This window comes from Geothrix oryzisoli (assembly GCF_022808865.1).
In the GTDB taxonomy this organism is placed as follows: Bacteria; Acidobacteriota; Holophagae; order Holophagales; family Holophagaceae; genus Geothrix; species Geothrix oryzisoli.
This window is the reverse complement of the sequence record NZ_JAKZLB010000001.1, coordinates 29,378-49,424: the sequence shown is the minus strand read 5'-3', so window position 1 is coordinate 49,424 and position 20,047 is coordinate 29,378. Positions and strand designations below refer to the sequence as shown.

At 66.9% G+C, this 20,047-nt stretch carries 16 protein-coding genes; 8 read left to right on the top strand and 8 right to left on the bottom strand.

Annotation, left to right across the window (positions count from 1 at the left end; translation table 11 throughout):
- Positions 1 to 26 precede the first annotated feature (26 nt).
- The 6 genes from MLE43_RS00205 (at position 27) to MLE43_RS00180 (ending at position 8,603) form a co-directional block, all read left to right on the top strand.
- The gene (locus MLE43_RS00205; RefSeq protein ID WP_243300612.1) at positions 27 to 2,534 is read left to right on the top strand and encodes a Tex family protein; all 2,508 of its coding nucleotides are present in this window, start codon (positions 27 to 29) and stop codon (positions 2,532 to 2,534) included.
- On the top strand, positions 2,534 to 3,136 hold the full coding sequence (locus MLE43_RS00200) for a hypothetical protein (protein WP_243300611.1): 603 nt from the start codon (positions 2,534 to 2,536) through the stop codon (positions 3,134 to 3,136). Before MLE43_RS00205 ends, MLE43_RS00200 begins: the two co-directional genes overlap by 1 nt.
- 21 nt (positions 3,137 to 3,157) lie before the next feature.
- Positions 3,158 to 4,033 carry a signal peptidase I gene (lepB, locus tag MLE43_RS00195; protein WP_243300610.1) on the top strand — a complete coding sequence of 292 codons (876 nt, stop codon included), beginning with the start codon at positions 3,158 to 3,160 and terminating at the stop codon, positions 4,031 to 4,033.
- Between the two features lie 4 nt (positions 4,034 to 4,037).
- On the top strand, positions 4,038 to 4,877 hold the full coding sequence (locus MLE43_RS00190; protein WP_243300609.1) for a S1/P1 nuclease: 840 nt from the start codon (positions 4,038 to 4,040) through the stop codon (positions 4,875 to 4,877).
- A 201-nt stretch (positions 4,878 to 5,078) separates the two neighbouring features.
- Positions 5,079 to 6,203, top strand: a complete 1,125-nt coding sequence (locus MLE43_RS00185; RefSeq protein ID WP_243300608.1) for a GNAT family N-acetyltransferase — start codon at positions 5,079 to 5,081, stop codon at positions 6,201 to 6,203.
- 327 nt (positions 6,204 to 6,530) lie between these two features.
- Positions 6,531 to 8,603 (top strand): polysaccharide biosynthesis protein, encoded by a 2,073-nt coding sequence (locus MLE43_RS00180; RefSeq protein ID WP_243300607.1) that lies wholly within the window; start codon positions 6,531 to 6,533, stop codon positions 8,601 to 8,603.
- A gap of 31 nt (positions 8,604 to 8,634) precedes the next feature.
- Here the strand turns inward: MLE43_RS00180 and MLE43_RS00175 are convergent, their stop codons facing one another.
- Together MLE43_RS00175 and MLE43_RS00170 are read right to left on the bottom strand one after the other, a co-directional pair.
- Positions 8,635 to 9,303, bottom strand: a complete 669-nt coding sequence (locus MLE43_RS00175; protein ID WP_243300606.1) for a sugar transferase — start codon at positions 9,301 to 9,303, stop codon at positions 8,635 to 8,637.
- Between the two features lie 7 nt (positions 9,304 to 9,310).
- The gene (locus MLE43_RS00170) at positions 9,311 to 10,498 is read right to left on the bottom strand and encodes a DegT/DnrJ/EryC1/StrS family aminotransferase (RefSeq protein ID WP_243300605.1); all 1,188 of its coding nucleotides are present in this window, start codon (positions 10,496 to 10,498) and stop codon (positions 9,311 to 9,313) included.
- A 283-nt stretch (positions 10,499 to 10,781) separates the two neighbouring features.
- Between MLE43_RS00170 and MLE43_RS00165 the strand changes: the two genes are divergently transcribed.
- The gene (locus tag MLE43_RS00165; RefSeq protein WP_243300604.1) at positions 10,782 to 11,414 is read left to right on the top strand and encodes a PilZ domain-containing protein; all 633 of its coding nucleotides are present in this window, start codon (positions 10,782 to 10,784) and stop codon (positions 11,412 to 11,414) included.
- 22 nt (positions 11,415 to 11,436) lie between these two features.
- Positions 11,437 to 13,083 carry a right-handed parallel beta-helix repeat-containing protein gene (locus MLE43_RS00160; protein WP_243300603.1) on the top strand — a complete coding sequence of 549 codons (1,647 nt, stop codon included), beginning with the start codon at positions 11,437 to 11,439 and terminating at the stop codon, positions 13,081 to 13,083.
- Between the two features lie 13 nt (positions 13,084 to 13,096).
- On the opposite strand, the gene MLE43_RS00155 is transcribed toward MLE43_RS00160, so the two are convergent.
- From MLE43_RS00155 to MLE43_RS00130, 6 genes are read right to left on the bottom strand one after another with little or no spacing between them, the layout of a single operon-like run.
- Entirely contained in the window at positions 13,097 to 13,957 is an 861-nt protein-coding gene (locus MLE43_RS00155) for an NAD-dependent epimerase/dehydratase family protein (protein ID WP_338029061.1), read from the bottom strand.
- 11 nt (positions 13,958 to 13,968) lie between these two features.
- Complete coding sequence (locus MLE43_RS00150; RefSeq protein ID WP_243300601.1) at positions 13,969 to 15,171, bottom strand: glycosyltransferase; 1,203 nt, start codon at positions 15,169 to 15,171, stop codon at positions 13,969 to 13,971.
- Positions 15,168 to 16,538: an O-antigen ligase family protein gene (locus tag MLE43_RS00145; protein WP_243300600.1), complete on the bottom strand. Its 1,371-nt coding sequence runs from the start codon at positions 16,536 to 16,538 to the stop codon at positions 15,168 to 15,170. Before MLE43_RS00145 ends, MLE43_RS00150 begins: the two co-directional genes overlap by 4 nt.
- Complete coding sequence (locus MLE43_RS00140; RefSeq protein ID WP_243300599.1) at positions 16,535 to 17,644, bottom strand: glycosyltransferase family 4 protein; 1,110 nt, start codon at positions 17,642 to 17,644, stop codon at positions 16,535 to 16,537. The genes MLE43_RS00145 and MLE43_RS00140 overlap by 4 nt, the downstream gene beginning before the upstream one ends.
- Positions 17,641 to 18,627 carry a glycosyltransferase gene (locus MLE43_RS00135; protein ID WP_243300598.1) on the bottom strand — a complete coding sequence of 329 codons (987 nt, stop codon included), beginning with the start codon at positions 18,625 to 18,627 and terminating at the stop codon, positions 17,641 to 17,643. Before MLE43_RS00135 ends, MLE43_RS00140 begins: the two co-directional genes overlap by 4 nt.
- Positions 18,624 to 20,024 (bottom strand): oligosaccharide flippase family protein, encoded by a 1,401-nt coding sequence (locus MLE43_RS00130; protein WP_243300597.1) that lies wholly within the window; start codon positions 20,022 to 20,024, stop codon positions 18,624 to 18,626. The genes MLE43_RS00135 and MLE43_RS00130 overlap by 4 nt, the downstream gene beginning before the upstream one ends.
- Positions 20,025 to 20,047: the final 23 nt, after the last annotated feature.

Here is a 20,047-nt window from a genome sequence, read left to right as displayed (position 1 = left end):
CGATTTCGGGGTCGCAAGGAGCAGGTGTGGATCAAGTGCTCGACCTCATGGCCAAGGAGCTCAAGCTCCCCCGCGCGGGCGTGGCCGCCATCGTGGCTCTGCTGGAGGAGGGCAATACCGTGCCCTTCATCGCCCGGTACCGCAAGGAGGCGACGGGATCGCTCGACGAGGTCGCCATCCGCGCCGTCGAGGATCGGCACGCCTACTACAAGGACCTGCTGGACCGCCGGAAGACCGTGCTGAAGTCCATCGACGAGCAGGGCAAGCTCACCCCCGAACTGAAGGCCAAGATCGAGGCCACCTGGGTGAAGGCGGAACTGGAAGACCTGTACCTGCCCTACAAGCCCAAGAAGCGCACCAAGGCCACGGTGGCGAGGGAGCGCGGCCTGGAACCCCTGCTGGATTCCCTGCTGGCCGATGAGAGCGGCGCGGACCCCTTCCTCATCGCCGAGCCCTTCATCAAGGACGAGGATGGTCTCCGTTCGCCCTCCGAATGCATGGAAGGCGCGGGTCACATCCTGGCCGAGCGGCTGACGGAGGACGCGGACATCCGAGCCTGGCTGCGCCTGGAGTTCCACGAGCACGGCGTGCTGAAGTCCGAGATCCGCGAAGAGCGCAAGGCCGATCAGGCCGCGCTGCGCTTCAAGCCCTACTTCGACTTCTCCGAGGCCATCCGCAAGATCCCCAGCCACCGCCTGCTGGCCCTGCGCCGGGGCGAGAAGGAGGAGATCCTCACGGTGAAGCTGCTCGTGGAGCGCGAGAACCTGGTGAGCCAGCTTGTCTCCAAGGTGCCGGTGAATCCGGGCAGCGGCTACCGCCGCTTCCTGAACGAAGTCGCTGGCGATGCCTTCGACCGGCTGCTGGCGCCCACCATCGAATCCGAAGTCCGCTATGAAGCCAAGAAGAAGGCCGACGGCGAAGCCATCAAGGTGTTCCAGACGAACCTGGATCACCTGCTGCTGGCGCCCCCCGCGGGCCAGCGCTGCACCCTGGGCGTGGATCCCGGCATCCGCACCGGCTGCAAGCTGGTGGTCATCAACCGCCTGGGCCAGCTGGTGCAGAACGACGTCATCTATCCTCTGGAGCCCAAGCGCGATCTGGACGGCAGCCGCGCCATCCTCGAGAAGCTCTGCACGGAGAACCCCGTCGAGGCCGTCGCCATCGGCAACGGCACTGGGGGCCGCGAGGTGGAGGCCTTCATCCGCGAATGGCTGAAGGAGACCAACCGCACGGGCCTCATCTGCGTGAGCGTGAGCGAGGCCGGCGCCTCGGTCTATTCCGCCAGCGACATCGCCCGGGAGGAGTTCCCCGAGCATGACGTCACCGTGCGCGGCGCGGTGAGCATCGCCCGGCGCTTCCAGGACCCCCTGGCCGAGCTGGTGAAGGTGGATCCCAAGAGCATCGGCGTGGGCCAGTACCAGCACGATGTGAACCAGACCGCCCTCAAGAAGGGCCTGGACGATGTCGTCGAGAGCTGCGTGAACCGGGTGGGTGTCGACCTGAACAGCGCCTCGTACAAGCTGCTGGCCTACGTGGCGGGCATCGGCGAGGGGTTGGCCAAGAACATCGTGGCCCACCGCTTCGAGCACGGCGCCTTCAAGCGCCGGGAGCAGCTCCTGGAAGTCGGCCGCTTCGGGGCCAAGGCCTTCCAGCAGGCCGCGGGCTTCCTCCGCATTCCCGGTGGCGAGGACCCCCTGGACGCCTCCGCCGTGCACCCCGAGAGCTATCCGGTGGTGCAGCGCATCTGCCAGCTGACGGGCAAGACCGTGTCCGAGCTCATCGGTAACGATGCGGTGCTGGACGGGCTGGATCCCAAGCTCTTCGTGGATGAGAAGGCCGGTGTGGAGACCGTGAAGGACATCCTGGCCGAGTTGAAGAAGCCCGGCCGCGACCCCCGCCACCAGTTCGAGGCCGTGCAGTTCCGCGAGGGCGTCAACAAGCCCAGCGACCTGGAAGTGGGCATGGAGCTCCAGGGCATCGTCACGAACGTCACCGACTTCGGCGCCTTCGTGGATGTGGGCGTCCACCAGGATGGCCTGGTGCACCTCTCCGAGATCGCCCACCGCTACGTGAAGAATCCCGCGGACGCCCTCACCGTGGGCCAGGCGGTGAAGGTGAAGGTGCTGGCCGTGGACCTTGAGGCCAAGCGCATCGCCCTGTCCATCAAGGCCCTGCTGGCCGCCCCCGAAGGCGCCGACCGGCCTCAGCCGCCCCACCACCGCCGTCCCCAGGGCCGGCCGCAGGGAGGCCCCCGTCCGCCCCGGCCGCAAGCCGGAGCGCCTTCGGGCCCCCAGGCCGGTGGCCGCCCCCAGGGCCCGCGTCCCCCGCGGCCCGAGAGTACCCGTCCGCCCCGCCCCGAAGGTCCGCGACCGCCCCGCCCTGAGGGGGCCCGTCCTCCACGGCCTCAGGAAGCACGCCCGCCCCGTCCCGAGCGTGAGGCGCGCCCACCCCAGCCCAAGCGGGAGCCGGCGGTTCCCGCCACGGGGACCTCGCTGACCGACCTGATGGCCAAGTTCAACAAGGGACTCCGCTGATGCGCCGAGCCCTGCCCCTGGTGGCGCCGGCGATCCTGCTGCTGTCCCTGGCCTGCCAGCCCCGGGCGGCGGCCCCCGTCTATGGCCCCTGGGAAGAGGGCCTCACCCTGGCCTTCGAGGATCCCTCCCAGCCGCAGCCCCAGCGCTCCGCCGACCGGTTGCAGGTGCGGGTCGCCCGGTCGTCCATGGCGCCCGGAGCCCCCCGGCTCGTGCAGCTGGACCTCACCAGCCTCAGGGGCCAGATGAGCCTGCTGGTCCGGCACCAGGATGGCGGCATCGCCCTCCTGGGTGACGATGGGCGCGTGGTTGCCCAGACCCTGCCGGCGGGGTTCCCCGCCGTCACGGCCTGGGAGGCCCGGGGCGCCCAGTTCCGAGTCGTGGGCCGTGCCACCTGGGAGGGCGCCGCGCTCCTCCCGGCCACCTCCGATCCCGTGGGTGTGTGGGTGGAGGCCAGACCACTCCAGGGCCCGCACCGCCGGACCCTCTACCTGCCGAACCTGGGCGAGGTGGAGGCCCAGGAGGAACGCGACGGTGCCTGGATCACCGTGAACCGGCTGGTGGCCCGCGGCTTCGTGGACCTGCCTGCCGCCCCGCGCCCCTGATCGACCATTCCCGGAGCCGACATGGCCGCTGACGCCCCTGACAAGACCCCCGAGACCGAGATCGAGCTGCCCCCCGGCGCCGCCAAGGGGGCCGTGCGGGACAACCTGGAAGTCATCTGTTTCGCGATGATCCTGATCCTGTTCTTCAAGACCTTCGTGGGCCAGCAGTTCAAGATCCCCTCCGCCTCCATGCGCAACACGCTGATGATCGGGGACCACCTGCTGGCCAACAAGTTCATCTTCGCCCAGCCGCAGTGGCACTGGGAGGAGACGCTGTTCCCCATGCGCGGCGTGAAGCGCGGCGACATCATCGTGTTCCGCTACCCCATCGACCGCGACCAGGACTATGTGAAGCGCTGCGTGGCCGTGGCGGGCGACACGGTGGAGATGCGGAACAAGCGGCTCTACGTGAATGGCAAGCTGGTCACCGGCCCCTTCGAGTTCCAGTTCGGCCGGAATCCAGAGGGCCCCACGCCCGGTCCCTGGCCCCTGACCCGGTATGCCGGCGAAGCGGAGCATCCCATCGGCCTCTGGCGCCATGCGGACTCGGAGGTGCTGGCCCTGCATGACCGCAACCAGATGCAGTCCATGAACAGCCTCATCCAGGAGGGGTTCAAGGACAACCTGGGCCCCGTGACTGTGCCGCCGGGCCACCTCTTCGCCATGGGCGACAACCGCGACAACAGCATGGACAGCCGCTACTGGGGCTTCCTGCCCATGGACCACCTGCGGGGCCGGCCCTTCATCGTGTGGTGGAGCTTCCGCGAGGGCGATACGGACAACGACAACGGCCGGGTGCCCGAGGGCCCCACGGACGTGGCCGCCGACTTCATCGACGCCGCCCGCCACTTCTTCACCCGCACCCGCTGGGAGCGGACCGGCACCATTCCCGAGTAGCCCCATGAAGGCACCCGTCCTCCTGCTGCTCCTGGCGGCCCTTCCCCTCTCTGCCTGGGGTGACAAGGGGCACCGCATCGTCTGCACTCTCGCGCTGAAGGGCCTCCCCCCCGAAGTGCAGGCCTGGTACGCGGGGCACGAGGCCGAGGTGGAGGACCACGCCTCGGATCCCGACCACTGGCGCCAGGACCGCAAGGAGGGGCCTCGGCACTTCCTCGACATGGAACCCTACGGTGGCCCCGATCAGCTTCCCCGGACGCTGGAACAGGCCCAGGCCCGCCTGGGTGGCGATTTCTACCGCCGGGGCGTGGTGCCCTGGATCATCCAGGACCGGTGGCGGGACCTGGTGGACGCCTTCCGGGCCCGGGATGCCGCCCGGGTGGCCCTGGCGACCTCGATCCTAAGCCACTATGTGGCGGACGCCCACGTGCCCCTCCACACCACTGAGAACCATGACGGCCAGGCCACCAACCAGCGGGGCGTCCACAGCCGCTGGGAGACCGGGCTGGTGGAGCGGTTCGTGCTGCGGGAGGAGATGCGGGCGCTCCCGGCAGCCGCCGATCCGCGCATCCTCGAGCGCCCCTGGGACTGGCTCCGCAGCTCCCACGCCCTGGTCCCCCAGCTGCTGGAGGATGACCGCGCCGCGGACCGCACCACGCCCGTGGACGGACACGGGAGAGCCGCCCGCTCCCAGGCCTACTGGATGATCTTCTGGGCCAAGCAGGGACCCACTGTCCAGGGCCAGCTGCAGCAGGCTGGCAAACACCTGGGGGATGCGGTGATCACCGCCTGGGTGGCTGCGGGCCGGCCCGAAGGCCCAACACCCCTGCCGGTAATTCACTAGTTGACCGTTGACTCCACTTTGGGCTGAGGCCAAAATGGAGCCAATGAATCCAGAGCCCAGCGTGTTAAAAAGCGGGGATCACCTCCAGCCATCCGGACCAGGAAGATCTGGGGGGTCACACGCGTCTCCCAGCCGGCCCGGCTGGCGGAGGCGTGGGTTCACACCCCACCGCTGCACATCCTGCCCCACCGGCATCCGCCCATGACCCCCTGCCGCGTCTTGACCACGAAGGACGCCGAGGCTTGGCGGGCCGCCCTCCCCACGGACACCAGCATCATGGGCAGCTTGGATTTCCTCCGGATCCAGGAACGCCAGCTGGGCTTGTCGGCCCGGCTCTTCGTGTCGGAAGAGGAGGGTTTCCGGGTCGCCTACCCCTTCTTCCTGCGCCCGGTCCCCGGCCCCGGAGCGGTGTCGGAATGGGACATCAGCACCCCGGAATACACGGGCCCGTTTCTCACGCTGTCGCCTCCCGGAGCCACCGGGCTTCCTCCCCAGGAGCGCCTCCTCGGGGACTTCGGGGCCTATTGCCAATCCCAGGGCATCATCGCTGAGTTCGGCCACCTGCACCCCTGGAACGAGGGCGTCGGACTGCTCGATCCCTCGCTGGTCGAGGTGAACCGCGAGATCGTGTATGTCGATTTGTCCATGAAAGAAGAGGATCTCTGGCGGCTGGCCACTCCGAACTGCCGGCGCCAGGTCAGGCAGGCCCGACGGGCGGGGGTGATCGTCCGGCGCGCCGAGACCCGCGGGGATGTCCTGGCCTTCCACCACCTCCACCGCCGGACCATGGAACGGCGTTCCGCTCAGGAGCACTACTTCCTGCCCCCGGAGTATCTCCTCGAGGTCTTCGAAACCCTGCCCAGGAACGCGTTCTTCCTCCTTGCGGAGCATCAGGGCGAGGTCGTGGCCGGCGGGCTCTATTTCCAGGATGCGACCGATGTCTATTGGTACCTGTCCGCGATGGACATGGATCATTCCAGCGTGCGCCCGGTCAACGCCTACCACTACGAAAGCATCAGGCAGACCGCCCTGGCGGGGAAGAAACGCATGATCCTGGGGGGGTTCCATCGGGAGGGCGATGGCATCTTCCGGTTCAAGGCCGGGTTCTCGCCCCTCCGGGTCCCCTTCCGGACCTACAAGCGCATCCATGACTCGGATCGCTATGCTTCGCTGACCGCAGAGTGGTCCCGGCTGAACGGCGGACTCCTGCCCGCTTCCGGGTTCTTCCCGGCCTATCGCGCCGCCCGCTCGCCGGAGCCCCCGCCGGGTGGCGTGGAAGCGGCCCAGGAAGCGCCCAGGGAGGCCTTGAGCCTTCGTCCTCGCTGAGGGGATTCGTGGCGGCCGGGGCGGATCGCCCCCATCACTCCTGTCATCAATACTTGACAAACCAAGACTTTGACTCACCTTGTGATCCCAGGGATTCGTTGGTTTAATGAATTCAAGCACCAATTGACGCATCATTTTTTTCACATAGATACCCATGCAACTCATTCCTGGAGTCCTTGTTGGCAAGACCCCTGCTATGTTTGAACCGCCGATGGATGCCGCACCCCAGACCTGGAAGTAAGACTCGTTCTCGGAATGCCCCCATCCACGCCCTTCGGCCGCAAGATCCCGCACCTCCAGAACCGCCTTCCAGTCCCCGGGGCTTCCATGCACCACGATCATGAGCCGATCCAGACCCGCGCCACCGCAAGGATCAGACAGGCCTTGCGGCTCCCCAACGTCCGCCAGGCCGTGAAGGTCCTGCTGGACGCAGGTTTCGCGGCACTTGCCTGGGTGGTGGCCTACAGCCTGGACAACCTCCTGTTCCCCCAGCCCGTCTCGATCCTGCAGTGGATCGCCTTCGCGATGGCGGTGAACCTCGCCTTCCAGCACACCCGCCGACTCTATCGCCTGACCGGGTTCGAGGAGGTGCGTTCGTTCCTGATCAGCCTTCTGGTCATGGTCGTCGTCGTGGTGGGCTATTTCGGGCTCGAAGGCTTCGTGCCCTGGAAGATCGAACCCCCCAGCATCACCCTGACCGCCAGTTCCGTGACGGTGCTGCTCTGGATCCTGTTGCGGGCGGCTGTGGTCGCCTACTTCCATCGCCAGTTTGCCCGCACCCATCGGCCCCGGCCTACGGTCTGCCGCCGGAAGGTGCCCCGCCCCGGCCAGTCCCTGGCCACGGACCTGGCGCAGCGGACCCTCATCGTGGGGGCCGGCATGGCCGGGTCACAGCTCTGCCAGGAGCTCCGGACCAATCCCGACCTGCGGTGCCATGTCGTCGGATTCGTGGATGATGCCCTCGAGAAGCAGGGCATCCGGATCCAGGGATTCCCGGTGCTCGGCCACTCGAAGCTTCTGCCGATCATCATCAAGGAGACCCGCGCCACCCAGGTGATCCTGGCCATTCCGAGCGCACCCGGGGCCCGCATCCGCGAGCTGGCCAACACCCTCCACGCGGAGGGCGTCCGCGTGAAGACGCTGCCGAGCATGGAGAGCCTCCTGGTCGGACAGGCCTGGAAGCCGGAGATCCGCAACATCGCCATCGAGGACCTGCTCCGCCGCGAGCCCGTCACCCTGAGCCTGGGGGCCATCCGCCAGGAGCTCGAGGGATCGGTGGTGCTCATCACGGGTGCCGGGGGCTCCATCGGCAGCGAACTGGCGAGGCAGGTCGCCAACTTCCACCCGTCCACCCTGGTCCTGCTCGGCCGAGGCGAGAACAGCCTCTGGGAGATCGAGCGAGAGCTCCGCCGCCTGTTCCCCGCCCAGCGGATCGAAGTGGAACTCTGCGACATCAGGAATCCCACGAGGCTCCATCAGGCCTTCGGCACCTGGCATCCCAGGTCCGTATTCCATGCGGCCGCCCATAAGCATGTCCCCTACCTTGAAAAGCATCCGGAAGAGGGCATCGAGAACAACGTCTTCGGGACCTTGAATGTCCTGAATGCCGCCACTGCTGTCGGCACCAAGAACTTCGTGAACGTGTCCACCGACAAGGCCGTGAATCCGACCAGCGTGCTGGGGGTCACCAAGCGCCTCGCGGAGTTCCTCGTCCTCCGCGCCGCCCAGGAGGAGCGGGCAGAGTGCCGGTTCGTGAGCGTCCGGTTCGGGAACGTGCTCGGAAGCCGGGGGAGCGTGATCCCCCTGTTCCGAGATCAGATCCGCAACGGCGGGCCGATCACGGTCACCCATCCCGACATGACCCGCTACTTCATGACCATTCCCGAGGCCAGCCAGCTGGTGCTCCAGGCCGGCATGCACGGGCATACGGGGAAGATCTTCGTGCTCGACATGGGCGAGCCCGTCCGGATCGTCGACCTGGCCACGGACATGGCCCGCCTCTCGGGGCTCAAGCCGGGCCTGGACATCGACATCGAATTCACGGGCGTAAGGCCGGGGGAGAAGCTCTACGAAGAGCTCTTCACCAACCAGGAGCAGAGCCGATCGGACGTCCACGCCAAGGTGTTCGAAGCCGTCATGGCCAAGGTCGACCGGGACTCCCTGGAGCATGGACTGGAGGCCATGCGCAGGGCCATCGACCTGCCCGACGGCCTGCGTCAACGGACCATCGTCCAGCGATTCATGGAGCTGGTGCCCTCCTATCGCCCCTCCCCATCCGGCCTGGGCAAGCACCTCAAGGAGCCCCTTCCCTCCGGCCAGGAGACGGCTTCCGCCGAAGTGCACCCTCCGGCGATCCCGCTCCTGAAATCCCCCCTCCCCCTCACCCAGCTCGAGGCCTAGGCGGGGTTCCCGGCAGCCGCTCGGCCCGCGATCACGGCCCGTCCGGCGATCCTGGCGAGGGGTCGTCCTGCGGCTTGGCGGGGGCGGTTCCGCGGAATTTCTGATTCGGGTCCAGCCCCGTGGGCGGGACTCCTTCCGACTTGAGCACCTTCTTCACGGTCCGCAGGAGGATGGACAGATCCAGAGCGACCGAGGCCCGGTCGACGTATTCCACGTCGAGACGCAGGCGCTCCTCCCAGCCCAGGATGTTGCGGCCGGCGATCTGGGCCAACCCGGTGATCCCGGGTTTGACATCGAGGCGGCGGCGCTGCTCGGGCGAGTAGTGCGGCACGTATTCCATGAACAGGGGCCTGGGCCCCACGAAGCTCATCTCGCCCTTCAGCACATTCCAGATCTGGGGGAGCTCATCCAGGCTCGTGCGCCGCAGCATCCGGCCGAAGGGCGTGATGCGGGCCGGGTCCGGCAGCGGGTTCCCTTCGGAATCGTTGGCGTCGACCATGCTTCGGAACTTTGCGATCCAGAAGGGTCGTGCGTCGAGTCCCGCCCGTTCCTGCCTGAACACGGCGGGCGAGCCCATCTTCAGGCGAACAAGGATCCACAGGATCAGGAGGATGGGGGTCAGGAAGGGCAGCAGCACCAGGGCACCCAGCAGGTCCAGGGTGCGCTTGGCGAAACAGTAGGCGGGGCGGGAGGGGGTCATCACGGAATCATCGGGAGGCTTCCCCGAGTACCTGGTCGCACACGGCGATGGCCTCATCCAGGTTCTGCCGGGTGAGGGTCGGGTGAATCTGGAACATCAGGCTCGTTTCTCCGAGTTCCCGTGCCACCGGGAGCCGCTCCGCGGGGCCGAGCCCCTGTTCGGTGAAGGCCTTCTCGAGGTAGATCTCGCTGCAGCTCCCGCTGAAGCACGGGATGTTGCGGGCATTGATCTCCGCCATGATCCGATCCCGGCTCCAGCCCTCCCTCAGATGATCAGGACGGACGAACACATAGGCCTTGTACGCAGCGTGGCCGATGCCCTCCGGGACCGGAGTGGTCCGGATGCAGGCGTGGGCGCCCAGGGCTTCGTTCAGGCGATGGAGGTTCTCGCGACGGATGCGGGTCCATTCCGGGAGTTTCCTCAGCTGGATGCGGCCGATCGCGGCCTGGACTTCCGTCATGCGCCAGTTCGTTCCGAAGGAGTCGTGGATCCAGCGGAATCCCGGGGCATGCTGCCGATCGTAGACGGCCTCCCAGCTCTTGCCGTGATCCTTGAAGCTCCAGGCCCGGCTCCACCATTCGGGATCGCAGGTGGTGACCATGCCGCCCTCTCCGCCCGTGGTGATGATCTTGTCCTGGCAGAAGGAGAACGCCCCGATATGTCCGAGCCCCCCCACGGGGCGGCCCTTGTAGGTCGCACCGCTGGCCTGGGCGCAGTCCTCGATCACCCGGAGGCCGTGGGACTCTGCCAGGTCCATGATGGGATCCATGTCGCACGGCCAGCCTCCCAGGTGGACCGGAATGATCGCCCTGGTCTTCCTGGTGATCACTTTCTCGATGGTGGCCGCGGTGATGTTCTGGCTCACGGGATCCACATCCGCCAGCACGGGGATGCAGCCCCGCATGACCGCGCAGCTCGCGCTGGCAATGAAGGTCCGCGGGCTGGTGATGATCTCGGAGCCGGGAGGGATGTCCAGCGCGTAGATGGCCAGCTCAAGTGCGGAGGTGCCGTTGCACAGGGCGATCCCCTTCTCGCAGCCGGCGGCCTCGGCATATTCCTTCTCGAATTCACGGGCCTCCTGGCCCGTCCAGTAGTTGACTTTCCCGCTCTCCAGAACCCGGGCCACGGCCTGCACCTCATCGGGACTGTAGTAGGGCCAAGGCGAAAAAGGCGCGCAGCGGATGGGTTCAGTCATGGGTGCTCGGCTCACGGGGTCGGCCACTCCAGCAAGGGCCCTGGGAAGTGCGGAGGCACTTGAGGGCGGGGAAAATCCCATCATAAAAAACAGCACATCCATTTTAGCGTCAATCGCTTTTTTCTGCATGACCACCATGACTCAAAAAGACATATGCAGATCATGCAAGGAAGTTCACCATTTGAAACCGGCGCCCTCCGGAGGAGGTGAGCCGCCCCACCCGGAAGGACTTTCCTGGCGGGGCCCCCCCCAAGGCCTAGCTTCAGCAGGAGGAGATTCCACCATGGAAAGGCTGGATGACTTGCGCGCCTCCAAGCGGATCCACATCGCCAGCCCGGTCGAGGTGGCGACGGCCGACAGAGAGGCCCAGCAATGCGCCGTGGCCGTCAACGTCAGCCTGGGGGGGCTTCTGCTCAGTCCCACCCCGCCCCTGGCCGTGGGCAGCCCATGCAGATTGGCCTTCCATCCCTCCGGTGAAGGGGACGGGAGGGACATCCTGGTCGAGGGGACTGTGGTCCGGAAGGGCCCCCAGGGAGCGGCGATCCGGTTCGCCAGGCAGCTCGACCACAGGACCTTCGAGGCCGTGGCCAAGCAGAGTGGCCCGACCGCCGGCGGCTCCATCCTCCGCCACTACCGGGACTATTTCAGGGTGAGCCAGCAGAAGGACCATGCGGCGGCCGAACGCCTGCTGCACGTCAGCCCGCAGAGGTTCCGATCCATCTGCCTGACCACGCTCCTCGTGTCCATCCCTGTGGCCGCTCTCCCAGTCTGGGCGCTGAGAGACAGCATCACCACGGTCCCCAACTGGCTGAAGGTGTCCCTTTCCTTTGTCTACGCTGGAGCCTGGCTCTTCATCGTCCAGCCATCGATCGACCTGCTGATATTCCGATTCCGCAAAGACAAACGCAAAGCCTGATCAAGACCGTCTCGGGGGCCCCATGCACGTAGGGAGCATCCAGTTCCGATTGCTGGGAACGATCGTGGTGGGGACGATCTTCTCCCTGATCGCCTGCAGCGGCGGCAGCGGCAGCTCCTCGGCCACGACCACCACCAGCTCGTCCCCGTCCGCCTCCCCGGCTTCGCCCGTCATCATCGCCCCCTCGGCCGTGGCCCTGGGAAGCACTGGGCTCACAGCCCGCATCGCCTCGCCCCAGGTGAACGTCCAGTACACCTGGAGTGTCCTTGGCGGAACCATCCAGGGATCCAACGTGGGCACCTCGGTGGTGTTCTCCGCGGATCAGGCCGGCACCCTCTCACTCACCTGCCAAGCCACCCAGGCAGGTCTGACTCGCAGTGCCTCGCTCCAGGTCCTGGTCGAGGGAACGCCTCCCAACGCCCCGCAGATCGTTGCCCCCACCAGCATGGGCGCTGGCGCCACGGGCCAGCAGGCCAGCGTGGCGGCTCCGGAGAGCGGCTCCACCTACGCCTGGACCATCGTCAATGGAACGATCACCGCTGGAGCCGATGCGACCACCGCCACGTTCACCGCCGGAACGGCAGGGACGCTCACCCTCTCCTGCAAGGCCACCAACCTGGTGGGCAGCAGCACCTCGCAGGCGCAGGTGCAGGTGGTATCCACGACCCTGAGCGCCCAGACCTACCTCGTGCCATCCACCATCGACGGGACCGGAGCCACGGATGTGACCGCCGCCCTGAACACCTGGCTCACCTCGGTTCCGGACGGGACGGCCTCGAATCCCTCCGTGGTCAAATTCCCAACGGGCAGCGTCTACCTGTTGAGCCAGGGTATCCAGTTCAAGGATCGGTCCTACCTGACCTTCGATGGCTACGGGTCGAAGCTCAAGTTGAATCCCTCCGCCGGGTTCGGCCAGCTGCAGAGCCTCTTCCTGCTCGGTCGGAACTACGGTGGGTACTGGAGCGGAACCAACCGGAACATCATCATCAAAGGCTTTGAATTCGAAGCCAGCAACCCGACCCCGGGCGTGTGGAACGCCGGCAGGGAGATGGCTCACGCCGTCGAGATCGACAACAGCAACGGCGTGGAAGTCTTCGACATCCTGGCTCATGGCATCGGAGGAGACGGCGTCAAGATCGGCGACAGCGCCAACGTCCGCATCCACAACATCCATGTCCGGGACGCCGGGAGGCAGGGCGTCTCCGTGATCTCCGGCGACAGCATCCTGATCGAGAACAACCAGTTCGACGATGTCGGCTATTTCGTCTTCGACATCGAGCCGAACCTCAGCACGGAATCGGCGACGAACATCATTTTCCGGAACAACACCGCTGGATCCTGGGGACCCGACCTGGGGGTCGGAGCCGGGTTCTTCGCCTGCGGCAGTGGAACGGCCTTCAACCAGATCGGCAACATCACCATCACGGGGAACACCCTGACCGGCACCGCCAACGCCTCCCTGCTGACCATCGTCAACAACAACCAATACAAGCGGATGTACAACATCACCTTCACCAACAACAAGGCCACACAGGCCGCCTCCGGCCCGGTGCTCACATTCAAGGCCGTCGATGGACTGACCGTGACCGGCAACACGCAGCCGCTCACGGCCAACACCCTGCTTGCGATCACCAACTGCACCTCGGTCACCAGTTCCCCGAATCCCTAGGGGCCCAGCCGGTTCACCGAGCCTGGAGCCGGAGGCCCGTGGCCAAGGCGGCGACGGTGGTCTGGAAGGAATCGACGACGTACCTGCCGTTGAAGTGATCGAAGCCTCCGCCGTAATAGAGGTCTCCGTAGAGGGAGCCCAGACGCTCCAGGGCCAGCCAGCCTGAGAAGGGGGCTGGGATCCTCGCCATGCGGATATCCCGGTCGAAGGCTCTGGCGATTGCGCCCAGACGATCCTGTGTGCCGTACGCGTCCAGGTCATCGGGGCAATGAACGCCCTCGGCCTCCTGCTGGATGATCAATCGGAGCAGCTCGCACAGATTCCGGATGCCGATCATGGACAACCGGTTGTCCCGCAGGGACGGAAACACCGGCAGGCGGCGCCCCATCCACATCAGCCGGCGGAAGTAGTTGCCCGGGCATTCGGCACCGTAGACCATCGGGGCTCTCACGATGCCCAGCCGGAAGGGGTGGCGAGCCCGCAGTTCCAGAAGGTCGCCTTCAGCCGCATGCTTGCTTTCGCCATAGGGCGTGCCGGGGCGGCATTCCGTCGCCGGCGTGATCTCGCCCGCGCCCTCGTAGGAAGGCGACCGGCCGTAGACAGCCATCGTGCTCATGAACACGAACTGGCGGACCCCTTCCTGTACGGCCTTGCGGCAGATCTCCCGGGGAAGATCCCGATTCACCTGGAAGTACAGGTCCCGATCCTGGATGCGGGGCTGGTGCACGATGGCGGCCACGTGGAGCACGGCATCGTAGGGGCTGAAATCATGGGTGCGCCAGGCCTCGTCGCGAACCGACACTTCGTCCACCCTGCAGGCCCCGCCCACATGGCGCATGAAGGAGCGCCCGACATAGCTGCCTTCGCCTGTGATCAGAACCCGCTTCAGAGCAGCCCCTCCTTGTCGGCAAGCACATGCTTGAAGTACGCCTTCCGCTCGAAGTGGTCCCTCACGAAGGCGGCCGCGTTCCGGCCATACTCCGCGCGCCGCTCTGCCTCCGTCAGGAGTGCCTGCAGGGCCTCGGCCAGCGCGGTCTCGTCCCTCACCGGAACGATCAGGCCCGTCGCATCCGGCACCATGGCATCGATGGGTCCGGGCACATTGCTGACGACGACCGGAACCCCCATGGCCTCGGCCTCGACGACCACCGAACCGAAGCCTTCCCGGTAGCTGGGCAGGGCGAACACATCCATGCAGGACATGTATTCGGGTATCTCCTGATTCGCCGGCACATGGATCACCTGGGGTGACTGCTCGGCCCAGTCGCGCAGGTCCTGGTCGATCGTCTCGTAGAAGAGCTTGTCTCCGACCAGCAGCAGCCGCGCATCAGGCATGCCGCCGAAAAACCTCCGGCAGGCGGCGATGAGTTCGTTGCTGCCCTTGTCCCGGCGGATGGAACCCACGAAACCGACCACGAGGTGGTGGGGATCCAGCTTCAACCGCTTTCGATAGGCGGTCCTCCAGGCGTCCTTCTGGGCGACATCGAACCGGGCCAGATCCACCCCGCTCGCGCTGCCGTTCCAGATCACCCGGCCTTTCCCCCGCGGGTACAGCCCCTCCCTGATCGCGAATTCGAGGTTGCTGAAGCTGTCTGGCTCGATGAGCGTCGAACGGCTGCAGCACCACCGCTCGAGCCCTTTGAAGAGCCGGCGGGCCAGGCCCTCGAACCCGACGTACCGGATCCCCCACTGTGCGTAGAGGCGCACAGGGACGCGCGCCAGCCATGCGGCAGTGCTCGCGTAGAAGGCCGCATTCGGCGTGGAGTACTGGACGATGTCGAAATGTTCCCGCCTGAACAGGCGATACAAGGACACGATGGCTCTCGGAATCCCCAGAGGGTCGATGCCCCGCTTGAACGGCATCCAGATGTACCGGGCGCCAGCTGCCGTCCCCTCTTCCGGGGAGGGACTGTCTGCGCAGACGCAGGTGACATCCCAGCCCTGGCTCACCAGGTATTCAGCCTGCGGCCGGACGAAGTGGCTCAGGGTCAGGTGCAGCGTCGTCACATAACAGATCCGCTTGGCCGGAACCGGGCCGGACAGATCCCGCGCGTCCTCCGGGCGCTGCACCCCGTGGCCCATGTTCATCCCTCCCTCGGTTCGGACCGGGCCAGTGTGCCGGCCCGCAGCACCCTCCAGCCGCCCGGAATGGCCCTGCTGGCAGGCGCCTCGTCAGGATCCTGGGCGCGTCCGGCCAGGTAGACGCCCACCAGCAGCCAGTACAGGTACGAAGCCGAATAGGCGAAGGGCACCGCACTCACGCCATTGATCACCAGCGCGATGCTGACCACCGCCAGGAGCCGCTCGTGCGCCCCGGCCCCGCGGATGAGCCCGATCCCCCGGAAAAACGCCAGCAGCAGGGCCAGGAGGAAATAGAAGCTCCCCTGCTCCAGGACCGCGATGAACTGGTTGTCGGGCGGCAGATTGATCACCATTTGCGGGGACCCCAGGGATCCGAAGGGATGTTGGGCCAGATACGCGTAGGCCGCATCCCAGTACTCGGTCCGGCCCTGGAAATTGGCATCGGCGGCGGCCCCCTGGGAAAGCACTTTGGCCCCCGAGGCGTACCGGTCGATGGCGCGTTCCACCAGGGTGACCCCCTTCAGGGGCTTCAGCAGGGACTCGGCTGTGCCGGGAATGGCGAGGGCCACGATCGGCAGGGCGCACACCACCACCAGCAGGGTGGCCTTCAGCCGCTGCTCCCGGTTCGCCCACAGGAACATCCAGAGGAGGCCGTAGACCGCGGCGCTGGCCAGGAGCGCCGCAAGGGTTCCCCTGGATTGGGAGAGGAGAACGGTGGCGAAGGATGCGGCAACCCCGATGGCCCGCTGCCGGCCCTTCAGGAGGAAGAAGCTGGTCCACAGGGCCAGGAGGGCCCAGATGCCCAGCGAATTGGGATTGAGATAGAACCCGGTGGCGCGGCCCTGGATGATGTTGTCCGGCTGGTACAACACCTTGAAGCGGAAGTCCCAGTTGTCGATGAAGGAGAGGAAGCCCGGCAGATAGCGGAGTTGGCCCAGGGTCTGGATGAGGGACATGACCAGCTGGGCCAGCACCGCGAACAGGAAATACCCCCTCAGGGCCTTGGCCGCCTCCGGAAGGCGGGCCACGCCCGCACCCGCGCACCCGAGGGCCAGGAAGGTGAAGGGGACGAGGCCGTTCCAGGATGCGAAGAGGGTCCTGATCGGAAAGGCGACGAGAATCACGCCCAGGATGGGGAGGAGGAAGGTCAGGCCCAGGAAGGGCAGCCAATAGGTGACGAAGGTCCGGGTCCAGAGGGCCCTCTTCACCTCGGCCCGGAAGGGGATGACCACCAGGAAGAGCGAAACCCAGGGCTCGCAGAGGTTCATGATCGGAATGACCCCCTGCCCGCCGGTGTTCAGCGAGACCAGCAGGCGCTCCGAGAAGATCGCCTGCGCCAGGGCCAGGATCATGACGACATGGAGACGGATCATGCCTTCGCGGCTCCCTTCATGACGCTCTGCAGGATGTCCAGGGTGTCCAGGCTGCGGCGGTCCCAGGAATGTTCCCGGGACACATGCTCGTGGCCCCGCCGGCCCATGGCAAGGCGTTCGCCGGGTTCATTCACCAGGCGGGCCACGGCCCTGGCGAGGGCCGTGGCATCCCCGGGCTTGATGACCAGGCCCGCCTGGGCGCGCTCCACGACCTCGAACTGGCCCGGAAGATCGGTGACCACCACAGGGATGCCCACCGCCATCATTTCGTAGAGCTTCAGCGGAGACCAGCCCGTGTTGGCGTGATTGCCGCCATCGTCCTTGACGCAAAGCCCCACGGCCGCTGGGGCCACGAAACCGGGAAGGTCCCGATAGGCCTTCACGCCCAGGTACACCACCCGGTCATCCGCGGCTGCAGCGGCTTCCACCTTCGCCTGCTCGGCGCCATCCCCCGCCAGGACCAGGCGCGTGCCCGCGGGCCACTCCGGGGACTTCACGGCCTCCAGCATCGTGTCGATCCCCTGCCAGGGCGAGAAGGATCCGAAGAAGATGGCATAGGAGCCCGAGGGGGCCTCCGGGTGGCGGGCGCCAGGATGGAAGAGATCCAGGTTGGCCCCGTTGGGCACCACGTGGACATTGGGGTTCCCGCTGCCCTTGGCGCACCAGGCCGCCATCTGGGGCGTCACCGCGATGATGGCGGCGGCCATCCGGCGTTGGGACCGCGTGAGGGCGCTCAGAAGCGCATCCAGCCGCCGGGTCCATGGATACATGACGTATAAATCTTCAAGCGGGCCGTTCACCTCATGGACCTGGGGCACGCCCAGGGCCCTGGCCCCCCAGATGGCCAACCCGGCCATGAAATGGCTGCGGATGTAGAGCAGGTCATAGCGCCGCAGGCAGAAGATGAGCCGGCACTGGACCGTCAGGTAGCCCCAGGCCTTCCCCAGCAGGCCGGGCGGCCGGTCCCCCTCTCTCCAGTAGGGTTCATAGAGGTCCACCTCGACGCCATGCCGGCGGAGCCCGTTGATGATCTCGTTCACGTGGGCGTAAGAGGCCTGGCCCTCGCGGGTGGCCTGCATGCAGAGGTAGGCTACGCGTCGGATCATGGCTTCGGATCCTCCATGAGTGCGGGTGGAGCCAGGTGCCGGCGAAGGTCCGACAGGTAGGCATCGCAACGCTGTTGCAGATCGAACATCTCCTGCACATACCGGTGACCGGCGAGGTTGGGCGCCAGGTCGCCCGCCTCGAACCTCTCGTGCAACCCCCGGAGGGCACTTTCCAGAGCTTCTGGATCCTGATAAGGGACCACGGTCACACAGGGGATGGACTGGGAGTAGATGACGTGGCGGCCCGCCTGCAGGGCCTCCAGAACGGTCCCCCCCATGCCGTCATGGCGCACCAGGCGCACCACGACCGAGGCGCGGGCCAGGAAGGGCCTCACATCCTTCTGCCAGCCGAAGAAGGTCAGGTTGGGGAGCGGGCTTCGCACCCAGGCGCCCTCGCCACCGATGACTTCGAACCGGATGCCGGGAAGCGCCTGGGCCGCCCGGAGGATGGTGGGCCCATCGTAGAACTCGGGGCGGGTGTCGGGGATGTAGGTGAGCACGGTGAACGGGGCGGGGAGGCGTGCGGGTGGCTGGACCTCGCGGAGGGGCACCGGCAGGGCGATGTACCTCGCCTTCAGGCCGACTTCGGCCAACTCCTCCACCAGCCACGGGGCGTCGGCCCAGTGCAGGTCTTCCTGGGCGCGACGCAGCGGGCCCTGGCGGAGGCGGCCGCTGCGATGGTCCTGGAGGGTATGCAGCACGTCGGTTCCGATCCAGTAGTGGACGGCCTTGGCCCGGGGGTTCAGGGTCCTCAGGAAAGCCCACAGACCATCGAAGAGCCGCCCGCGCCAGGTGCGCGCCCCTGGCCGGTACCCCATCCGGAGGAGGATGTCCGCCGCCATCGCCACCCGCAGACCTCCGGGCCGGGCCAGATCCCCGGGGGGAAGGAAGCGGGCCTCGACCTCGCCTCCGCTCCCCTCCCGCAGGATGTCGGCGAACCGGAGGGACCAGAAAGGCTGGCCCAGCATCACGACCCGGATCAAAGCAGCTTCTCCCGGCGCAGGAACTTGAAGGAGAGCATCCCCACCACGCCCAGCCCCACCACGGCCGCGGCCAAGGTCCCCAGGAGGCTCGCCCGGTGCGCCGCTCCCCACACCAGGAATCCCAGGGGAAGGTTCAGGGCCAGGAGGATTCCGAACCGGGTCGCGACAGGTCCGAATTCGACGCCCGCCGCATGGAGGAACCGGCCCACGGAGGTGATCGAGACCACGAGTCCTGACAGGGAGATGTAGATGGCCGTCGTGTACATGGAGCCGGAACGCTGGCCGAAGTAGATCGCCGCGACGATCCCGAGGAGCTCGAACACGGTGAAGGCAAGGCTCTCCTTGAGGCGGTCCCGCACCAGGAGCATCCCGCAGATGGGCCTCGCCAGAGACCAGACCAGCGTCATGGGGGCGAGCACCTGGGCATACCGGCCAGCCTCGACCCAGCGCCCGCCGAAGATCGCGGGGAACAAGAGGCCCGCTCCCGCCAGGGCCACGGTGTAGAGGGGCAGGAAGGCCGCCGAAAGGATGAGGAAGATGCGGGTGGTGATGTGCGCCAAGGGCTCGCCCTCCCTGGCGCGTTCCGCCGCCTCGCCCAGGAACACCTGCGAGATGGCACTCCCGACGAAGCTGGCCGGGAGGAAGAGCGTGCGGTAGGCCAGGAAGTAGTACCCCGCCGCTTCCGCCCCGAAGAAGACGGGGATGAGCAGGAAGGGGACCTGGATGGCGGCCAGGTTGAGGATGGAGGCGCCGGCCATGAAGAGCGGGAAACGGACGAAGGCGACGGCGACCCGCCGGATCCCGGCCAGGGAGAACCGCCTGAGAATGGCGGTGAACGATCCGCTCCAGGCGAGCCGGAGCGAGCTCGCCACCCGCCCCACCAGGTCGCCCGACACCAGGCCGATGGTGCCCACGGCCGTGAAGCCCAGCCCGACCTGGATCGAGGCCTGGGTCATGCCCTGCACAACCCGGGACTGGGCGAGGGAGGCGAAATCCTTCCGGCGGATGGCGAAGAAGTTGAGCGCCTCATAGACCCCCGCGGCGGCGGTGGTGAAGGGCAGCAGCCAGAAGTAGGGGGCGAGGATAGGGACTTTGACCAGGCGGCAGAAGGCCCCGCCCCAGACCCACACCGCGACTCCCAGGAGCAGGCTGAAGGCCCCGACCAGGACGAAGCAGAGCCAGACCATGTGGCCCGCCGCCTCTTCGTCTTCGGCCACGGGAATGGCCATCTCATAGCGCAGGGAATTGGTGGCGTTGAGCAGCAGGGCGGTGGTGGAGAACACGCTGAAGGCGCCGAGTTCGACGGGGCTGTACTGCCTGGTGAGGATGGGAGTGGCCAGCACGGCGATGGCCTGCCCGACCGCCGCCCCCCCCGCGAGGGAGGCGAGGCTGCGCATGAACCCCTTTCGCCCGGTGGCAG

Coding starts and splice junctions, on each gene's coding strand:
- MLE43_RS00200 (WP_243300611.1), top strand. CDS start 2,534: ATGCGCCGAGCCCTGCCCCTGGTGGCGCCGGCGATCCTGCTGCTGTCC.
- lepB (WP_243300610.1), top strand. CDS start 3,158: ATGGCCGCTGACGCCCCTGACAAGACCCCCGAGACCGAGATCGAGCTG.
- MLE43_RS00190 (WP_243300609.1), top strand. CDS start 4,038: ATGAAGGCACCCGTCCTCCTGCTGCTCCTGGCGGCCCTTCCCCTCTCT.
- MLE43_RS00185 (WP_243300608.1), top strand. CDS start 5,079: ATGACCCCCTGCCGCGTCTTGACCACGAAGGACGCCGAGGCTTGGCGG.
- MLE43_RS00180 (WP_243300607.1), top strand. CDS start 6,531: ATGCACCACGATCATGAGCCGATCCAGACCCGCGCCACCGCAAGGATC.
- MLE43_RS00175 (WP_243300606.1), bottom strand. CDS start 9,303: ATGACCCCCTCCCGCCCCGCCTACTGTTTCGCCAAGCGCACCCTGGAC.
- MLE43_RS00170 (WP_243300605.1), bottom strand. CDS start 10,498: ATGACTGAACCCATCCGCTGCGCGCCTTTTTCGCCTTGGCCCTACTAC.
- MLE43_RS00165 (WP_243300604.1), top strand. CDS start 10,782: ATGGAAAGGCTGGATGACTTGCGCGCCTCCAAGCGGATCCACATCGCC.
- MLE43_RS00160 (WP_243300603.1), top strand. CDS start 11,437: ATGCACGTAGGGAGCATCCAGTTCCGATTGCTGGGAACGATCGTGGTG.
- MLE43_RS00150 (WP_243300601.1), bottom strand. CDS start 15,171: ATGAACATGGGCCACGGGGTGCAGCGCCCGGAGGACGCGCGGGATCTG.
- MLE43_RS00145 (WP_243300600.1), bottom strand. CDS start 16,538: ATGATCCGTCTCCATGTCGTCATGATCCTGGCCCTGGCGCAGGCGATC.
- MLE43_RS00140 (WP_243300599.1), bottom strand. CDS start 17,644: ATGATCCGACGCGTAGCCTACCTCTGCATGCAGGCCACCCGCGAGGGC.
- MLE43_RS00130 (WP_243300597.1), bottom strand. CDS start 20,024: ATGCGCAGCCTCGCCTCCCTCGCGGGGGGGGCGGCGGTCGGGCAGGCC.